14 protein-coding genes are annotated in these 17,716 nt (G+C 68.5%); 5 read left to right on the top strand and 9 right to left on the bottom strand.

Features of this window, described 5'->3' with window-relative positions; all coding sequences use genetic code 11:
* Positions 1 to 43: 43 nt before the first annotated feature.
* The 9 genes from E4P40_RS01075 to E4P40_RS01035 form a co-directional block, all read right to left on the bottom strand.
* Entirely contained in the window at positions 44 to 1,123 is a 1,080-nt protein-coding gene (locus E4P40_RS01075) for an LLM class flavin-dependent oxidoreductase (RefSeq protein WP_014375241.1), read from the bottom strand.
* Between the two features lie 137 nt (positions 1,124 to 1,260).
* Entirely contained in the window at positions 1,261 to 2,571 is a 1,311-nt protein-coding gene (locus E4P40_RS01070; RefSeq protein WP_014375240.1) for an enolase C-terminal domain-like protein, read from the bottom strand.
* Positions 2,550 to 3,431: a fumarylacetoacetate hydrolase family protein gene (locus E4P40_RS01065; RefSeq protein ID WP_245160077.1), complete on the bottom strand. Its 882-nt coding sequence runs from the start codon at positions 3,429 to 3,431 to the stop codon at positions 2,550 to 2,552. Before E4P40_RS01065 ends, E4P40_RS01070 begins: the two co-directional genes overlap by 22 nt.
* A 67-nt stretch (positions 3,432 to 3,498) precedes the next feature.
* Positions 3,499 to 3,939, bottom strand: coding sequence for a heme-binding protein (locus E4P40_RS01060; RefSeq protein WP_135156765.1), 441 nt, complete (start codon positions 3,937 to 3,939; stop codon positions 3,499 to 3,501).
* A gap of 8 nt (positions 3,940 to 3,947) precedes the next feature.
* Positions 3,948 to 5,036: an ABC transporter permease gene (locus E4P40_RS01055; protein ID WP_167762070.1), complete on the bottom strand. Its 1,089-nt coding sequence runs from the start codon at positions 5,034 to 5,036 to the stop codon at positions 3,948 to 3,950.
* Entirely contained in the window at positions 5,033 to 6,556 is a 1,524-nt protein-coding gene (locus E4P40_RS01050; protein WP_209305154.1) for a sugar ABC transporter ATP-binding protein, read from the bottom strand. Before E4P40_RS01050 ends, E4P40_RS01055 begins: the two co-directional genes overlap by 4 nt.
* Before the next feature lie 10 nt (positions 6,557 to 6,566).
* Positions 6,567 to 8,228 (bottom strand): GMC family oxidoreductase, encoded by a 1,662-nt coding sequence (locus tag E4P40_RS01045; protein WP_135156759.1) that lies wholly within the window; start codon positions 8,226 to 8,228, stop codon positions 6,567 to 6,569.
* Positions 8,228 to 8,788 carry a gluconate 2-dehydrogenase subunit 3 family protein gene (locus E4P40_RS01040; protein ID WP_135156757.1) on the bottom strand — a complete coding sequence of 187 codons (561 nt, stop codon included), beginning with the start codon at positions 8,786 to 8,788 and terminating at the stop codon, positions 8,228 to 8,230. The genes E4P40_RS01045 and E4P40_RS01040 overlap by 1 nt, the downstream gene beginning before the upstream one ends.
* Before the next feature lie 110 nt (positions 8,789 to 8,898).
* Positions 8,899 to 10,218, bottom strand: a complete 1,320-nt coding sequence (locus tag E4P40_RS01035; protein ID WP_135156755.1) for a substrate-binding domain-containing protein — start codon at positions 10,216 to 10,218, stop codon at positions 8,899 to 8,901.
* A 118-nt stretch (positions 10,219 to 10,336) separates the two neighbouring features.
* Between E4P40_RS01035 and E4P40_RS01030 the strand changes: the two genes are divergently transcribed.
* From E4P40_RS01030 to lhgO, 5 genes are all read left to right on the top strand, one after another.
* The gene (locus tag E4P40_RS01030) at positions 10,337 to 12,142 is read left to right on the top strand and encodes a helix-turn-helix domain-containing protein (RefSeq protein ID WP_135156753.1); all 1,806 of its coding nucleotides are present in this window, start codon (positions 10,337 to 10,339) and stop codon (positions 12,140 to 12,142) included.
* Between the two features lie 281 nt (positions 12,143 to 12,423).
* Entirely contained in the window at positions 12,424 to 13,707 is a 1,284-nt protein-coding gene (locus E4P40_RS01025; protein WP_014375231.1) for a bifunctional 3,4-dihydroxy-2-butanone-4-phosphate synthase/GTP cyclohydrolase II, read from the top strand.
* Between the two features lie 28 nt (positions 13,708 to 13,735).
* Positions 13,736 to 14,950, top strand: coding sequence for an iron-containing alcohol dehydrogenase (locus tag E4P40_RS01020; RefSeq protein ID WP_014375230.1), 1,215 nt, complete (start codon positions 13,736 to 13,738; stop codon positions 14,948 to 14,950).
* Positions 14,947 to 16,407: an aldehyde dehydrogenase family protein gene (locus E4P40_RS01015; RefSeq protein ID WP_014375229.1), complete on the top strand. Its 1,461-nt coding sequence runs from the start codon at positions 14,947 to 14,949 to the stop codon at positions 16,405 to 16,407. The genes E4P40_RS01020 and E4P40_RS01015 overlap by 4 nt, the downstream gene beginning before the upstream one ends.
* 40 nt (positions 16,408 to 16,447) lie before the next feature.
* Complete coding sequence (gene lhgO / locus E4P40_RS01010; protein WP_014375228.1) at positions 16,448 to 17,644, top strand: L-2-hydroxyglutarate oxidase; 1,197 nt, start codon at positions 16,448 to 16,450, stop codon at positions 17,642 to 17,644.
* Positions 17,645 to 17,716: the final 72 nt, after the last annotated feature.

Below are 17,716 nucleotides of genomic sequence, written 5' to 3'. Positions count from 1 at the left end.
GGCGGGGCGGTGTTGCACGAGCCCCGCCCGGAGCGATCTTGGATCAGCTGATCTGTGGCGCGACTTTCTGCTTCAGCAGACGCAGCGAGTTGTTCCACGGCTCGGGGTCGGCGGCGTAGTGCAGCCCGAGGATGAGGAGGGTCTCGAAACCTCCGCAGGCGTCGTGCAGGCTGGTGAGCTTCTCGGTGACGGTGTCCACCGAACCGATTGCCCACTGGTGCTCGTACAGGTACTCGACGTCGACGTCGGCGTCGTCGACCGAGTCGTCGTGCTTGAGGTGCCCCAGGAAACCGAACTGCCGGTAGAGGGGCAGCATGTACTCGCTGTAGTAGCGGCCGAGCGCACCGTCGACGGCGTACTTGCGCGCTTCAGCGTCGGTGTCCGCTACGAAGACCTCCTTGACGACCCGCCAGTCCTTGCGGTCGGCCACCCGCCCGCCGATCTCGGCACCCTCCTCGACCGCCTCCCAGTGGCTGGCCATGTAGCGCTCGTTCATCGACAGCGACATGGGGATGTAGCCCTTCATGCCCGCGATCTTCAGGCTGCCGGAACGCTCGCTGAACCCGGCGAATGCGATCGGCGGGTGCGGCTCCTGATAGGGGTACATGTGCCAGCCGAGGCCCCCCTCGGCACCCCAGTCGTCGGCGATCCGCTCCACGGTCCAGAACTTGCCCTCGTACTTCCACGGGGTCTTGTCGGTCCAGAGCCGCTGGATGATCTCCAGAGACTCTCGGGCCATCTCGCGGTGCTGGCCGCTCATGCCGTCCACGCAGAAGGCGTTCCAGTCCGAGGGGATCGCGCCCGAGCCTGCCCCCATCAGAATGCGCCCCTCGGAGAGGTGGTCGAGGGCTGCGACGCGACAGGCCAGCTCCATGGGGTGGTGGTAGGGCAGCGCGTGTGCACCCACGGCGAGCTTGATGTTCGTGGTCTCGCGGATCGCCTGCGCGATCAGCAGATCCGGTGCGGGGTTGTTTTCGTACCGGCTCGTGAAATGCTCGCCTAGCCACACCTCGTCATAGCCGAGCTCATCCAGGAGCTTGATCTGTTCGAGGTCGTAGTCGTAGCCGGCCTTGTAGCTGTACTCCGGAAAGTGTCCCGGCTGGATGAACATCCCAAGACGCATGTGCTTTCCCTCCTGTGAGCGGCTGTTCTTCGGCAGAATTCGTAGTGCTCCGCAACGGCCATTTTTGGTGCTCCGCAACGGCCGGAGGTGTTGCAGGTTGCGACGGTTCTGTGTCAGAAGCACCCGTCCGCGCGTCGTTATCCGTCGGCGCTCGGGGTCCAGACGCGCCCGTCAGGGAACGCGTAGCGGGACAGCGAGTCAGGGACCATCTCTGCGCTGAAGCCGGGCCGCAGTGGCGCCAGGTAGCGGCCGTTGCGGACCCGTACCGGCTCGACGAAATGCTCATGCAGATGGTCGACGTACTCCAGCATGCGGTCGTCGAGACGCCCGCTCACGGCGAGGAAGTCGAACATCGCCAGGTGCTGGACGAGCTCGCAGAGCCCGACTCCTCCGGCGTGCGGGCAGACCGGGACACCGAACTTGGCCGCGAGCAGGAGGATCGCGATGTTCTCGGGCACGCCGCCGACCCGCGTGGCGTCCAGCTGGAGCACGTCGATGGCCGAGGCCTGCAGGAGTTGCTTGAACATCACCCGGTTGTGGACGTGCTCGCCCGTGGCCACCTTCACCGGCGCCACCGCGGCCCGGATGGTCGCGTGGCCGAGCACGTCGTCCGGGCTGGTCGGCTCCTCGATCCAAAACGGGTCGAAGCGGGCGAGCTCCCGGATCCACCGGACCGCGTCGCCGACGTCCCATCGCTGGTTGGCGTCGGCCGCGATCCGGATGCCCGGACCCACCGCCGCCCTGGCCGTCTCGAACCGGCGCAGGTCGTCGGCCAGATCCGCCCCGACCTTCAGCTTGATCAGGGTGAAGCCCTGCGCAACAGCCTGCGTCGCCAGCGCGGCCAGCTTCGCGTCGGAGTACCCGAGCCATCCCGGGCTGGTGGTGTACGCCGGGTAACCCTCACGCAGCAGCCGGTCCCGACGTGCGTCGAGACCAGGCCGGGCCGCCACCAGCAGGTCCAGCGCCTCCGACTCCCTCAGCGCGTCACGTAGGTACCGGAAGTCCACCAATGTCACTAGGTCTTGTGGGCTTAGGTCGGCCAGGTACTGCCAGAGCGGTTGGCCGGCCCGCTTGGCCACCAGGTCGAACGACGCATTGACGACCGCCCCCACGGCCATGTGCATGACCCCCTTCTCGGGGCCGAGCCACCGCAGCTGCGAATCGTGGCTCAGCCTCCGGGTGAAGTCGCTGAGCTCGGCCGCGGTCCCGGGCACCGGCTGTCCCTGCACGAGGGGGGCTAGGGCAGCGACCGCGGCGACCTGCACGTCGTTGCCGCGGCCGATGGTGAAGGCCAGGGCATGGCCGCTGTGGCCGTCGTCCGCGTCGGTCGTGAGAACTACGTATGCCGCGGAGTAGTCCGGGTCCGGGTTCATCGCATCCGAGCCGTCCAATTGCAACGACGTGGGGAACCGGACGTCCAGAGCGGTCAACGACGTGATGGTGGCCATACGCCCTCCGGGGAGGACCGGTGCTGCCCAGGGATGAGCCACGACATCGCACGTTTGCCCTCGACGACGGGGTTGTCGAGCCTGCCCACGCCAGGGATGGTGATCTCTACCCGGTCGCCAGCGCTCAGCGTGAGGCTGAGGTCGGGAACCAGCGCAGTGCCGGTCGATAGGACCGCACCGTCGGGAAAGTCCTGCTCGGCGTAGAGCCAGGCCACCAGGTCCTCGATACGGCGCCTGAGCAGCGCAGTGCTCGTGCTTCCCGAGAACACCGGCATGCCGTCGCGGTGGATCGTCATCACGATCTGCAGGTCGTAAGGGTTCGGCACCTCCCACCACGGGGTGATCAGGGCGCCGACCGCGCAGCTCCCCGCATACACCTTTGCCTGCGGCAGGTACAGCGGGTTTTCGCCTTCGATGCTCCGGGAGCTGACGTCGTTGCAGACCGTGTACCCCATCACCTCCCCGGCGGCGTTGGTGAGGACCGCCAGCTCTGGTTCGGGGGCCGAGGACCAGGAGTCGGCCCGGACGGCGACAGGCTCCCCGTCGCTGACGACTCGCCAGGGCACAGCTTTGAAGAACAGCTCCGGCCGTTCGCTGAGGTAGACCTGCTCGTAGACGGAGCCGCGCTGGCTCTCCTCGACCCGGGCGTCCAGGGACCGGGCGTAGGTGACTCCCGCCGCCCACACCTCCATGACCCCTTCGACGGGAGGCAGCCACTGCTGGGCGGAGGCGGGCTCCCCCGGACCGGCGGCGCACGCTTCGGTGACCAGGGCGCGGATGTCCGTCGCCGACAGGTGCAGCAGTTCAGCGAGACCGCCCACCGCCAGCGGGAACACGTCGTCGACCACGACGGCCCCCACGCGTGCCCGGTCGGAACCGGGACCAACGAAGCGCGCCAGCGTGAGGGCCGGTTCCGCCCGCGCCACGTCAGCGCCCGGACCCGGCCGCCGGGGCGGCGCACGACGCCGCCTCGGCGATCGTGCGGTCCTGCTCCGCACTGCCCCCGGAGACCCCCACCGCGCCGACCATGCGGCGGCGGTGGGTGATCGGCACGCCTCCGGCGAAGAGCACCATCCGCTCCGTCTGCGGCAAGCCGTGGACCAGCGCCGGGTCGTCGGCAATCCGCTCCCACCACTCGTGCGTGGGCACTCCGTTGAACGCCGCCACGGTGTAGGCCTTGTTCTCGGCCATCTGCTGGGACAGCAGGGGCGCGCCGTCCATCCGCACGAAGGCCAGCAGATGCGCGCTGCTGTCCACGACCGCCACGCAGGCCCTAACATCGAGGTCCTCCGCGGCGGCAACGGCCGCCGCGACGACGCGTTGCGCGACGACGTGCCCGATGGTGGCCGGACGCTGGATCTCATTCATCGGGCGGCTCAGCCGAAGTAGCCGAAGAGGAGGATGGCACCGAGCAGCAACGCCACGTACAGCGGTGCGCCTTTCCAGAGCCGGCGATCGGGACCGGTGTCGCTCTGCTGGCGGTTCAGCGCCACCACCACGATGATGATGACGCCGGTGACCATCAGGTTGGTCCACGGGTTGACGTTGAGCAGGTTGAGCAGGTTGGACACCAGGGCGATGATCAGCACGCCCACGCAGGCCCCGACGATCGACCCGCGTCCGCCAGAGAGCAGCGCGCCTCCCACGACGACCGCTGCGATGGCGCTGAGCTCGTAGCCGTTGGCGAAGTTCGGGTCTGCGGTGTTCAGCTGAGCCATGCCCAGCACCCCCGCCATCCCGGCGAGGAGCCCGCTGATCACGTAGACGCCCAGGCGGTAGGCGCGCACGTTGATACCCGACCCGAAGGCGGCGTCCTCGTTGCCTCCCACGGCGTACAGGTTGCGCCCCAGGACCGTTCGGGACAGGGCGACCTGTCCCAGGACGGCGGTCACCACGAAGATGACGATGGGGACCGCAATGGGGCCGATCGTGCCCGTGGACAGGAAGGACAGATTGGCCGTCTCAATGTAGACCGGTCGGGCGTTGGTGAGCTGAAACGCGACTCCGCGACCTATGGTCAAGGTGGCGAGCGTGACGATGAACGGCTGCAACCCGGCGGTGGTGACCCCGAGACCGTTGACCAGGCCGAAGAAGACACCGGTCGCGAGGCTGGCGACGATGACCGCAGCCGGCCCGTAGGACTGGAATGCCGCGCCGACGACCGCCGCGGCGGCAGCGACCGAGGCGACGGACAGGTCGATGCCGCCACCGCCGGACAGCACGACGAAGGTCTGTCCGATCGCGAGGAGCCCCAGCACGGCCGACAGTCGCAGGACGTTGGATAGGTTGGTCGAGGTCAGGAATGCCGGGGAGAGCAGCGACCCGGCGATGACCAGTACGACGAGCGCGGGCACCATGCCGCTCGTCGCGAACAGCTTCCGCGCCGTGGCGAACGGAGAGGTGCGATCCGACCGGGCGGCGGGCGACGTCGGTGAGGTGGTGGCCGGGGTATCGATCGCTGTCATGATCCCTGAGTTCCCATCGCGAGTTCGAGGACCGATTCCTCGGTGGCGGTTGCTGCATCGAGCTCTCCGACGCTCCGGCCGTGTCGCATCACGAGGATGCGGTCGCATATGCCGAGCAGCTCGGGCAGTTCGGAGGAGATGACGAGGACGGCTGCCCCGTGGTCGGCGAGTCGTCCGATCTGCTGGTAGATCTCTGCCTTCGCACCGACGTCGATACCCCTGGTCGGTTCGTCGAGGATGTAGACCCGCGGCTGCTTCGCCAGCCACCGGGCCAGGATCACCTTCTGCTGGTTGCCTCCCGACAGGTTGCGGACCAGGGTGCTCGTGCTGGGCGCCTTCACCCCGACCGCGTCACTGGCCTGCTTGCTGTAGGACCGCAGGCGCCGCCGTCGCAGGAACAGCGCCGTCGACATCGCCCGCAAGTGCGGAAGGCTGATGTTGTCGGCGATCGAGAAGCCGAGCACGAGGCCCTGCTCCTTGCGCTCCTCCGGCACCAGGGCCAAGCCGGCGTTGATGGCCTTGCGCGGCGAACGCGTCGTGACCGGACGGCCGTCAATGCGGATGGTGCCGTGGTGCAGCCGGTCCAGACCGAAGATCGCGCGTGCCACCTCGGTGCGTCCGGCACCCATCAGGCCGGCGATTCCCAGGACCTCCCCGCTGTGCACGTCGAAACTGACGTTCGAGAACACCCCGTCACGGCCCAGATCGTTGACCGACAGGACCACCTTCTTGTCGACGTGGTGCGCGCTCCGGGTGTCGAAGAATCGCTCCACCGGCCGACCCACCATGGCGCGGACCAGGGCGTCCTCGGTGGCCTCCTTGGCCGGCATGTGCCCGACGACGTGCCCGTCGCGCAGCACGGTGATGTCGTCGGCGATCTGCGCGAGTTCGGGCAGCCGGTGGCTGACGTACAGCAGCGCAGCACCGTTCGCCTTGAGCTCCGACAACACCGCGAAGAGGCGCTCGATCTCCGGGTCGGTCAGCGCTGCGGTCGGCTCATCCAGGATGAACAGCCGGCCGCGCAAGGCGATGCCCCGGGCGATCATCACCATCTGGCGCACCGCTGGTGGATGTGACGCCAATGGCGTACGCGGGTCGATCGACACACCCAGGCGGTCCAGCAGCTCGCTGGTCCGCTTGAGCAACTCTCGGCGGTTCACCAGGCCGGCCCGCCGCGGCAGGTGGCCCATGTAGATGTTCTCCGCGACGCTGCGGTCGCCTGCCAGTGAGAGCTCCTGCGGGATCAGGCTGATGCCGTGCCGGCGTGCCTCGGCCGGGGTGCGCAGGTGCACCGGCAGGCCGTCGATCCGGATCTCCCCTTCGTCCGGTGCCATGGACCCCGCGATGACTTTGATCAGGGTCGACTTACCTGCCCCGTTCTCCCCCACCAGAGCGTGCGAGCGGCCGGCGCTCAGCTCGAGGTCCACGCGGGTGAGCGCGTTGACCCCTGGAAACCGCTTGCTGATCTGGGTGAGCGTCAGCAGCGGCGCCGCCGCCGTGGCCGGGGGAACCGGGGCCACGGCGTGTGCGTCAACCGGCCGGGAGTTCATCGTTCCGGGGCGTGGTCTTCTGGCCGAGGATCTCGGCGTGGTTGTCCTTGATGTACTCCGCGCACCGGACGGCGACCGCCTGCAGCGTGCTTGTCGGGTTGACGGCGGCGCTGGTGGGCAGCGAACTGCCGTCGGCGATGAACAGGTTCGGGACGTCCCAGGTCTGGTTGAACTTGTTGGTCACCGAGTCCTCGGGCGTGTTGCCCATCCGCGCGGTCCCCATCAGGTGCCAGCCCGGTTGCGGGAAGTCGTCGCCGCCGCTGCCGCTGCTCGAGGAGTCGATGAGCCCTCCGGCCACAGCCGCCGCCTCCCGGGCCCGTTCGCGGCCGTACGCGAGCAGCCGCCGGTCGTTCTCGTGTAGCTCGTAGTTGACGTGCGCCGCGGGCAGGCCGCTGGAGTCGGTGACCGTCGAGTCCAGGGTCACCCGGTTGGTCGCGATCGGCAGGTCCTCGCCCTGGATGTAGACCAGGAGATGACTGCCGAAGTGGGTGTTGAAGAACTCGCGGTGGCTTGCGCCCCAGGGGGCCAGGTTTCCGCTGTTGGCGCCGAGCGCGCTGTGCGCAGCCCCGGAGGAGCGCCCGACCTGGATGGAGAACCCGTTGACGAAGCCGCGGTCGGGATCGCTGTTGTAGAACTCCTGGCTGTACAGGACCGCAGCCTCCTGGGCCTTGTAGCCTTCGATGGGTTCGTCGAACCAGAAGTCTTCGAAGGCCCAGGCGTGGAACATCAGATGGGTTCCTACGAGGCCACTGGAGTTGGCCAGCCCGTCCGGGTAACCGGCCTGTCCCGACATCAGCAGCAGCCGCGGCGTGCCGACGCCGTTGGCGGACAGCACCACGATCTTGGCTCGCACCTCGGAGCGTTGGCCGGTGCGGCGGTCGATGTACGTGGCCCCCGTCGCACGCCCCTTGTCCACGTTGATGCGCTCCACACGTGCGTTGGTGCGCAGGTCGACACCGTTGCTCAGTGCCTTGGGCCAGTACGTGACGTCCGGGGTGGCGATGGAGTGGCGAGGGCAGCCGGCCAGGCAGGGGCCGCAGGCGTTGCAGGCCAGCCGGTTGTCCTTGGGTCGGGTCAGGATCGAGTGGTCGGCCGGCCACCAGTGCCAGCCAAGGGTGTCGAACGCGCGCGCCAGGCGGTTGCCCACCTTGCCGGGCGGGATGGCCGGGCCCCAGCCGGGCAGCCGGGCCGGGTTGCCCGGGTCACCCGGTCGGCGGGCCACGCCCACCTCGGCGTCGTTGATGGCGTAGAACGGCTCGAGGTCCTCGTAGCTGATCGGCCAGTCGATCGTTCCCTCGAGGCCGTGCTCGGTGCCGCGCCGGAAGTCGACCGGCTTGAACCGCGGCCAGGCTCCGGCGTAGATGATCGCCGAGCCGCCGACCGCGTTGTACATCAGCGGTGGGGTGTTGCCCGTGGTCGGGTAGTCCTCGGGGAGCCGGCGAACGTTTGGGTCGTGTGACCACCCGCGCCGTTTCTCGATCTCCCATTCCGAGTGGAAGTGCGGGTGCTCTAGCGGGTGCACCCAGTCACCCTGCTCCAGGCAGGTTACCTTGATGCCGGCGTCGCTGAGCCGCTTGCTCACCGCCGCGCCGCCGGCGCCTGCTCCGATGACCAGGACGTCGGTCTCGCTGTAGCTGGCCATCAGTTCTCGCTCGCTTCCTCGAAGTTGGGCAGGCGGTCGAGGGGCTTCACCTCAGTGGTCGCCAGGAAACTGCCCCGCACCCTGCTGAACAGTTCGGAGTCCCACTCCTCGAGCCCGTCGAGGTAGCCGTAGGGCTGCGGGGTGTTGCGATAGTCGCGGGCCGCCGGGACGGTCGCGTTGATGGCCCGGGTCACCGCCGGGCGGCTGTAATAGCCGAGGTAGACGACGTCGCGCAGGGCGGTGAAGAAGGCGGGGTCGTCCTGCTCCAGCGCGGTCAGCGTCGCCACCGGGTCATCGGCCTGGGCCGACAGCGCGTCCAGCCGGGCCTTGAGGTCGTCCTCGGCCAGGTAGGGGTACCACCGGGGCAGTTGCCCCGTGGGCGTGGTGTAGCGGGCGACGAAGCCGGCCACGTCGACCTCGCTGGGGGCGGGGAAACCGCCGCCCGGCGGGACGAGCGCGTCGGCGAGAGCGTCCAACACGTTGTGCTGTACAGGGCTGAATCGGACACCCTGAGAGCCACCCAGGGGCGGCCGGTCGAGCTGAAGGTTGTCTACGGTCATGGTGGATCCTTCTGTCCTGACGCCTGCCGGGAGTGGTGGCGGGATGTGGGAGGCGGGTAGTCGCCTCCCACATCCCGCGGTCGATCCGGTCCGCGGCTACCTCTGAGGGGTCAGCCCGGCCAGGTCCGCTGCAGCTCCTCCGGAGCCGTCTCGGGGGTGATGAGCGGCGGCTGCCCCAGCGCCAAGTCGTGCGGGACCTCCTCGCCGGTCAGGTGGTAGATCGCCGCCCGCAATGCGACGTCCCCGTGGATCGGCGTCCATGGAGAGATGGCGAAGAACGTGCCGTCGATCGCCGCCTGCGTGGCGACCTTGCCGTCGACCACCGTGAAGTGCGGGATGTCGGTGCGGTCGTAGTCCTCCAGGGCCTGCGCCACGCCGAACCCGATTTCGCTGTACTGCGTGAACCAGGCATCGATCTCCTCCCCCTGACGGGACTGGAGGAAGTCGAGTGCAACCTTGTAGCCCTGGCCGCGGCTGTAGTCGGTCGGAGCGGTGTACTCGACCTTGATGTCGGGGTACTTCTCCCTGAGGTTCTGCGCCAGGAGGGTGCGCCACAGGATCTGCGGTGAGGACCCGAGGGCGCCGTCGGTTTCCACGACCGTGCCCTTGCCGCCGAGCTGCTCGCCGATCGCCTCGGCCATGTCGGCGGTGGCCTTGCGGTGGTCGAGGTAGATCCAGGTGTCATAGTCGCGGGTGGCGACGGTGCGCTCCATGCCGATGACGACCTGCCCGGCCTGGTTCAGCTTCTCGATCTCCGGCGTCAACGGTTCGACCGAGTGCGGCCAGATGAGGAACGCGTCCACCTTCTGGGCCAGACAGCTCTCGAGGTCGGCGACCTGCTTCAACGGGTCGTTGTTGGTGTTGTAGTACAACACCTCCACGTTGGGGTGACGCGCGGCCTCGATCATGACGCTCTCCTGCTGGGCGACCGCCCAGGTCGAGCCGGTCAGCGCCTGCGAGAAGCAGAAGGTATAGGTCTTGTTCGGATCCCCGATCGGACCGTCTGGCAGCGGCAGCACGTGGGTGTAGGGCAGCGAGACCGTGCCGCCCTGGATAGGTGCGGTGACGGGAGTGCCCGGCTCGGCTGCGAAGCTCTCCGCATCCCCGGGCGGCAGCAGGAACTCGTCGATCTTCGTGCTGTTGTCGGCGGCGGCATCGTCTGTCGAATTCGCCGTCGACGGGCTGCAGGCCACGGTGAAGGCCAGAACGCCGGCCACCCCCGTGACAAGTGCGGCGCGCCGCACTGGGCGTCTGTTACCCACTGATTCCTCCAAGGAGACGTTCTCCGGGCGCCATCTGCGCTGGGGGAGAACTCTCTGGGAGATGGCCGTGACGGGTTGTTGCTTCTTGCGACATGCCCGTCTCAGTTCGTGAGCACGGCAGGTATCCCCGCGGGCCGCAAGCACCCCTGCTGTCCGATCGATGCCCACGGACGGATGTCCAACGCGCGGCCAGCCGGTGACCTGCGTGTTTCAAGCTGCAACACTGCGCGCCCTGTGGATGGCCTCATAATCACGCAAAACGTGATTCTCGCCTCAAGGAGAATGCATGACGACGGTCGCTGCGCCATCCGCCGTTCTGCTTCGCATGCGAGAGCATCTGCTCGACACGGGCGACTTCTCGGAGACGCAGACCTTGCGGCCAGAGATCGCCGGCTCCTGGCGACGATGTGTCATGAACGGGCTCAGCCCGGACGTGGCGGCGCAGCCCGAGGCAGGATCAGTCAACCGGGACGGCGTCCTGGCACGTGTCGCCCGAGGCGTTCTCAGCAAGCGCGCCGAACAACTCGCCGGAACCGCAACCGGGCTCCTGGTCGCCGACCGCACCGGCGTCGTGGTGGACCGCTGGACCGGAGACGAGGGGCTGGCGAAGCTCCTGGATACCTCCGGTAGCGATCGTGGCTGGCTGCTGGACGAAGGCATCGCCGGGACCAACGGCATCGGCACGGTGCTCGAGGAGCTCAAGCCCGTGCAGATCATCGGTGCGGAGCATTTCACCGATGCCTTTCACCCGTTCGCCTGCGTCGGCGTGCCCATCCGGCACCCGATCTCCCGCCGCCTCGTGGGCGTGCTCAACATGACCTGCCGGGTCGAGGACACCAACAGCCTCCTGTTGCCCTTCGCGCTGGAGACGGCTCACGAGATCGAGCGTCGCCTGTATCTGGGGAGCTCACGGAAGGAGCGGCTGCTTCTCGAGCGATTCCTGCAGGTGCACAAGCGCAGCAACCACCCGGTGGTAGTGCTCAACGACCAGGTCATCATCAAGAATCCGGCAGCCGACCGGATCACCGACGAGATCGAGCAGGCCCTGTTGTGGGAGCACGCCTCACGAGCGATCCGCACCGCGAGCACCATCGAGATCGACATGCCGCTCAGGAGCGGTCGGCTGGTTCGGGTTCACTGCAGCACCGTGGAGGACGGCGGCGTCCCGATCGGCGCGGTCGTCGAGATCCCCGCCGGGATAGCGACGCCGCAGGCTCGCGTCATCACCCCACCCACCACTGGCCGGACACCCCTCGCGGGCCTCGCGGGCAACAGTCCTGCCTGGCGGCAGGCCTGCTCACAGGCCCAGCGAGTCACGCACAACCAGGCGCCGATGCTCGTCGTGGGACCCCCCGGCACGGGCAAGCTGGCGCTCGTCAGAGCGCTGTTCGCCGAGGATGACCGAGGGGGGCGACTGACCGTCTGCGACGCCACGCTCCAGCCGCTGGAGGGTGCTGCGGCGTGGCTCACCGGCGTGCGCGCGGCGATGGCATCTCCGGACCGCATCGTCGTGCTTCGCAGGATCGACGCCCTGGAGAGCGTGGTGGTCCGGGCGCTGTGCGGGCTCATGGACGCAGCTGTGGAGGGCGGCGCTCGTTTGATCGGCACCGTGTCTGCCGTCGACGACCTCACCGGTCCGCATCGCGAACTCAGCGACCGGCTGTCGGTCATCAATGTCGCCGTCCCGTCGCTGCGTGACCGCCTCGACGACCTACCGGCGCTGCTCGCAGCACTGACGCAACGGCATGCGCCGGGCGACCCGCCAAGGTGGCAGGCAGATGCGGTTCAGACGCTCAGCCGCTTCGACTATCCCGCTAACGTGCGCGAGCTAGAGAACATCGTCCGGCGGGTGCTCCTCGCTCGGCCCATCGGAGACATCCGTGCGACGGATCTGCCGGAAGAACTCCGCGGACGCGCACCGCGGCGCCGTCTGACGCTCTTGGAACAGATCGAGTGCGACGCAATCCTCGCTGCCGTGCGGCGCAGCAACGGCAACAAGTCGGAAGCGGCCGAGACACTGGGAATCTCGCGAGCGACCCTGTATCGCAAGACCCGCGCCTACGGCGTCGACCTCGGCTCGACTGCGTACTGACCGGCCCGGCGACCAAGCCTGTCCGCTTCACCAGTCCCGGCGAACGAGCACGGCCTCCTCCCTGCAGTGCTCGTTCACTCGTCGCACGGTGCGTGTGCCACCCGACCGACAAGCAGTCCGAGGGATCAGCCGCGCCACGGGGCCCAGCTGGCCGATCGCAAGGACCGGAACTGAAACAGACGCGTCGCGTTCTGCGACACCGTTGCCGCGTTCGCCGTTTGCAGACTCCAGACATGCACCACACGCACGTAGGGAGAAGCCGCGATGACAGGACACACCCCATGACGGGCCGGGTGCACGCGATCCGTCCCGTCGCGGAGCATGGCCCAGCCGAGGTCCCGGCGCAGCTGGCGAGCGCCCTAGCGGTCGAGGCAGCCGTGAGCGCCATCCGTCGCGGGGAGATGGTGATCGTGTGCGACGGCGATGATCGGGAGAATGAGGGCGACCTCATCGCCGCCGCCGAGCTGGTCACTCCTGAGCTCGTCGCCGACATGGTTCGACTGACCAGTGGCGTGCTGTGCGTCGCAGTCGACGGTCCCCGCCTGGACGAGCTCGCACTGCCTCCGATGGTGCTGCGCAACGAGGACCCCCGCGGCACTGCGTACACCGTGTCCGTCGACTTCCGGCACGGCACGACCACCGGCATCTCGGCGGCGGATCGCGCCGCCACGATCAAGCACCTCGCCGATCCCCGCAGCACGGCCCAGGATTTCGTTCGTCCGGGACACGTCTTCCCTCTGCGGTACCAGCCCGGAGGAGTCCTGTGCCGGCCGGGCCACACCGAGGCGGCGGTTGATCTGGCGCGTGCAGCCGGGGTCCAGCCGGCTGCCGTGCTGTCCGAGGTCGTGGGTTCCAACGGCGCCATGGCCAGGCGGCCGGAGCTTCGGACGCTCGCCGAGAAGAGCGGCCTCTGCATGATCAGCATCGAGGACCTCATCCAGTACCGCTGGCTCCGCGAGACGCTGGTCGAGAAGGTGGCGACGGCGCAGATGCCGACCGAGTTCGGCACCTTCACCGCGCACTCCTACCGCTCGCTGGTTGACGGGGTCGAGCACCTCGCGCTGGTCATGGGTGAGCCGTCCGGGCAGGACGTTCCGATCCGCGTTCAGTCCGAGTGCGTCACCGGCGAGGTCTTCGGCTCGCTGCGCTGCGACTGCGGCGACCAGTTGCAGTTCGCGATGCGCCGGGTTGCCGAGCTCCGTCGCGGTGTCATCGTCTACCTGCGCGGTCAGGAGGGACGAGGCATCGGCCTGGCGGAGAAGATCAAGGCGTATTCGCTGCAGGACCGTGGCTACGACACGGTCGAGGCGAACCTGCACCTGGGGCACCCGGTCGACGGCCGCACGTACGGCATCGCCGGTCAGATCCTGCGGGACCTGGGCGTCCGGGCCGGTCAACTCATGACCAACAATCCCGACAAGCTCGCCGGAATCCGTGCCTACCTGCCGGACGGTCTGGACCGTATTCCGCTCGTGATGCCGCGGCGCCCGGAGAACCTGCACTACATGCAGACCAAACAGCTCCGCCTGGGACACCTGACACAGGAAGAGAAGGACATCGTATGAACCGGCTCTCCACGAAGAGGATCGCGCGATGACGTCAGCATCCCTGCTTGTCGAGGACTCGCGGGACTACCTCTCGCCCCGGCAGGTGTTGGTCGGGGACGGCAGCGCTGCGCGGTTGGGTGACGCACTGCGGACATGGGGTGTGGCGGACGGAGCGGTGGCGGTGATCGCCGACCGCGCCGTCGTGAACTTCGGTGTGGCCGATCCTGTCCTGAACAGCGTGGCCGCCGCCGGCCTGGTCGCCCACGTCTTCGCCGACATCGAGGGCGAGCCGACGGTGGACACCGCCGAGCGCGCCACGGAATTCGCCCGCGGGCTCGGCGCAGCGGCCATCGTCGGCGTCGGTGGCGGAAGTGCGATGGACGTCGCCAAGATCGTCGCGATGGCTCTCGGCTCCGGCACCGAGGTCCGGGAGTGTCTGGGCATCGACATGCCGGGCCGCACCGTGCTGCCGCTGGCCCTCGTGCCCACCACGACCGGCACCGGCGCGGAGGTGACCCGCGTCGCGATGCTTTCCGAGGACGGGCGGAAGGTCATCTCCAGCCATCGCGCCCTCGTCCCCACCCTCGCCGTTCTGGATGCCGAGCTGGTGCGCGGCCTACCGGCAGGGGTGACGGCGTCCACCGGGATGGACGCGCTCGCGCATGCCGTCGAGGCCTTCCTCTCGACGAACCGCAGCGCCCTGTCGGTGGAGGCGAGCCTGCGCGCCGTCGCCCTGCTGCGGGATGCGCTGCCGCGGGCGGTGGCCGACGGATCAGACGTGCCGGCCCGGCGCGCCACCCTCTACGGGGCGCACCTGGCCGGCCTCGCGCTCAACGCGGGTGTGGTCCTAGGACATTCGCTGGCCTACACGATCGCCAACCGCGCGCCGTTGCCGCACGGAGTGACCTGCGGACTGGCCCTCCCCTACTGCCTCGCCTACAACGCGGTCGCAGACATCGACGGCGTCGAGGATCTCGCCCTTGCCCTGACTGGTGGCCGGTCGGCGCGGCTCCTGGACGCGGCGGACTGGGTCGCCGAGCTCGCCGCGCAGGTGGGACTCCCAACCTCGCTCGGCGCTGTCGGGATCCAAGCCACACAACTGACCGACATGGCGACCGAGTGCATCGAACGCTATCCCCGCGCGAACAACCCGGTGCCCTTCCACCACGCCCCCCTCACCCGGCTGCTCCAGGCGCTGCACACCGGCGATCTGGCAGCCGCCGACCCGAAGCACCTGTACCTCGAGGAGTCGAACGCATGACGGCCCTGATCGATAACCTGGTCGACGGCACGTGGTCCCAGAACGGGGACGGTTCTCCCCAGCCGAATCTGAACCCGGCCGACCAGCGCGATGTCGTGGGTGTCTACCCCATGGCGACGGAGGCGCAGGCTGCGGAGGTGGTGGACGCGGCGGTGAAGGCCTTTCCCGGCTGGCGGCGGACGTCGGCCATCGACCGAGGTGTTTTTCTCTCCCGGGCCGCCGACCTGTTGCGGGAACGCTCGGAGTCGATCGCGGCGGACATCACCCGGGAGAACGGAAAGACGCTGGCCGAGGCGCGTGTGGAGGTGATCAAGAGCGCCGACTTCCTGGACTACTACGCCGGCATCGCGCGGCTGCCCTTTGGTGATCTCCTCGACGACGCCCGCCCGAACGCCTTCGTGCTCACCCGTCGCGAGCCGATCGGCGTGATCGTCGCGATCACGCCGTGGAACGATCCGCTGCTGACCCCGGCGCGCAAGATCTCGCCGGCGCTGGTCACCGGGAACACCGTCGTCGTCAAGCCGTCGCCGGAGACTCCGCTGTCCATGCAGCACCTGGCGCGCGCTCTGCACGACGCCGGCCTGCCGGCCGGCGTCCTGAACACCGTCAACGCGGCCAACGAGGTCGTGGGCAGCGCGGTGCTGGCCGACGACCGGATCGCCGCCGTCACCTTCACCGGCTCAACCCGGACCGGCTTCGCGCTGCAGCGCGCGCTCGCCGGGCGGACGGTGCGGTTTCAAGCCGAGATGGGCGGCAAGAACGCCTCGGTCGTCATGCCTGATGCCGATCTCGATCTCGCCGTCAAAACCATCGCGGCCGCTGCCTTCGCGCAAGCGGGTCAACGCTGCACCGCGACCAGTCGCGTGATCGCGCACAGCGACGTCCATGACCTTCTGGTCGAACGCCTGGTGTCTGCCGCCGCCACCTACCGTCCGGGCGACGGTGCACGCGGTGCCGTGATGGGTCCGGTGGTGCACAGAGACCACCAGGCATCGGTTCTGCGCTTCGTGCATGAGGCACAGTCGCAGGGCGCGACGGTGCTCACCGGCGGCGATGCGCCGACGGACGACGACCGAAAGCACGGCTGCTTCGTCAATCCCACAGTGCTCGGCGACGTCACGCCAGAGATGACGATCTGGCGCCAGGAGGTCTTCGGCCCAGTCATCGCCGTGGTGCGCGCCGCCGATCTCGACCACGCGGTCGCGCTGGTCAACGAATCCGACTACGGCTTGTCGGCGGCAATCTTCACAGCTGACCTGCACGCAGCTCACCGGTTCATCGACGAGGTCGACACCGGACAGGTCTCGGTCAACTTGCCGACGTCGGGATGGGATGTCCACCAGCCCTTCGGAGGGTTCAAGCAGTCGGGCTCCTCGTTCAAGGAGCAGGGCCTGGACGCGCTGCGCTACTACACCAAGACCAAGACGGCGGCGATCGCACACGGAGTTCTGCCGTGACCTGCTCAGCGGGCGTGAGCGGAGGAGGGACGGACCCGCGATGAAGTACGTCGTGGTCGGCGGCGGGATCATCGGTCTCGCTGTGGCTCGGCAGCTCGTGCGCAGCGATCCGTCGAACACCGTGGTGGTGCTGGACAAGGAGCTGGAGGTAGCCCATCACCAGACCGGCCACAACAGTGGGGTCATGCATGCCGGCTTGTACTACCAACCGGGGTCGATGAAGGCTCGCCTCTGTCGGCGGGGAATCGAGCTCATGAAGCGGTATTGCCTCGAGCAGGGCGTCCCGTTCCAGGATGCCGGAAAGCTCGTTGTAGCGGTGGATCCGTCCGAACTCACCCGCCTCGCCGAGATCGAGCGACGGGCAAAGGAGAACGGCGTCGCCGACGTCCGGACGGTGAGCGCGGCAGAACTTCGCGAGATTGAACCGCACGCCGCGGGGATTGCCGCGCTGCACTCGCCGTCCACGGCCATCGTCGACTACGCCGCGGTGAGCCGCGCACTCGCGGCAGAACTCGAACTCGCCGGCGTGGAGATCAGGCTGGGTTGCGAGGTGCAGAACATCATCGCCGATGCGCCGCGACCTTCCGTCGAAACCACCGGCGGCGACCTCATCGGTGACCGCGTCATCGTCTGCGCCGGGCTGCAGTCGGCACGGCTCGCACGCCGCACCGGCGATGACCCCGACCCGCAGATCGTGCCCTTTCGGGGTGAATACTACCGACTGCGGACCGACCGGGCGGATCTCGTGCGCGGCCTGATCTATCCCGTACCGGACCCGCGCTATCCCTTCCTCGGCATCCATCTGACCCGGCGCATCGACGGTGGCGTGGACGTCGGACCGAATGCGGTCCTCGCGCTGGCGTTGGAGGGGTATCGCAGGCGCGACGTCTCACTGCCCGACCTGGCGGAGACGCTGACGTACGCGGGGTTTCGCGCGATGGCTCGGCAGCACTGGCGCACCGGTGCTCGCGAGCTGCTGGGCTCGGTCAGCAAGCGGTACTTCCTGCGTCAGGCACGACGCTACCTGCCGGAACTGACCCTCACCGACCTGCAACCGGCCCCCGCCGGCGTGCGCGCCCAAGCCGTCCGCAGGGACGGAACGCTGGTCGATGACTTCTGGATCAGTCAGCGCGGGCCGGTCACGTTCGTGCGCAACGCGCCCTCGCCGGCGGCAACATCGTCGTTGGCGATCGCCGAGCACGTGAGTTCTGTGGTGTTGTCCGACGCACCGGCGTAGCGCGTGAGCAGTCAGCGAGGCCGCCGCGCAGCTTGGCGGCCACCGCCTGACCCTTTGACGTTTGCGACGCGT

The sequence above is a fragment of the Blastococcus sp. CT_GayMR20 genome (assembly GCF_004570345.1).
This window is presented reverse-complemented; position numbering and strand designations above follow the sequence as displayed.

Coding starts and splice junctions, on each gene's coding strand:
- E4P40_RS01060 (WP_135156765.1), bottom strand. CDS start 3,939: ATGAATGAGATCCAGCGTCCGGCCACCATCGGGCACGTCGTCGCGCAA.
- lhgO (WP_014375228.1), top strand. CDS start 16,448: ATGAAGTACGTCGTGGTCGGCGGCGGGATCATCGGTCTCGCTGTGGCT.
- E4P40_RS01055 (WP_167762070.1), bottom strand. CDS start 5,036: ATGACAGCGATCGATACCCCGGCCACCACCTCACCGACGTCGCCCGCC.
- E4P40_RS01030 (WP_135156753.1), top strand. CDS start 10,337: ATGACGACGGTCGCTGCGCCATCCGCCGTTCTGCTTCGCATGCGAGAG.
- E4P40_RS01045 (WP_135156759.1), bottom strand. CDS start 8,228: ATGGCCAGCTACAGCGAGACCGACGTCCTGGTCATCGGAGCAGGCGCC.
- E4P40_RS01070 (WP_014375240.1), bottom strand. CDS start 2,571: ATGGCCACCATCACGTCGTTGACCGCTCTGGACGTCCGGTTCCCCACG.
- E4P40_RS01020 (WP_014375230.1), top strand. CDS start 13,736: ATGACGTCAGCATCCCTGCTTGTCGAGGACTCGCGGGACTACCTCTCG.
- E4P40_RS01025 (WP_014375231.1), top strand. CDS start 12,424: ATGACGGGCCGGGTGCACGCGATCCGTCCCGTCGCGGAGCATGGCCCA.
- E4P40_RS01015 (WP_014375229.1), top strand. CDS start 14,947: ATGACGGCCCTGATCGATAACCTGGTCGACGGCACGTGGTCCCAGAAC.
- E4P40_RS01075 (WP_014375241.1), bottom strand. CDS start 1,123: ATGCGTCTTGGGATGTTCATCCAGCCGGGACACTTTCCGGAGTACAGC.
- E4P40_RS01040 (WP_135156757.1), bottom strand. CDS start 8,788: ATGACCGTAGACAACCTTCAGCTCGACCGGCCGCCCCTGGGTGGCTCT.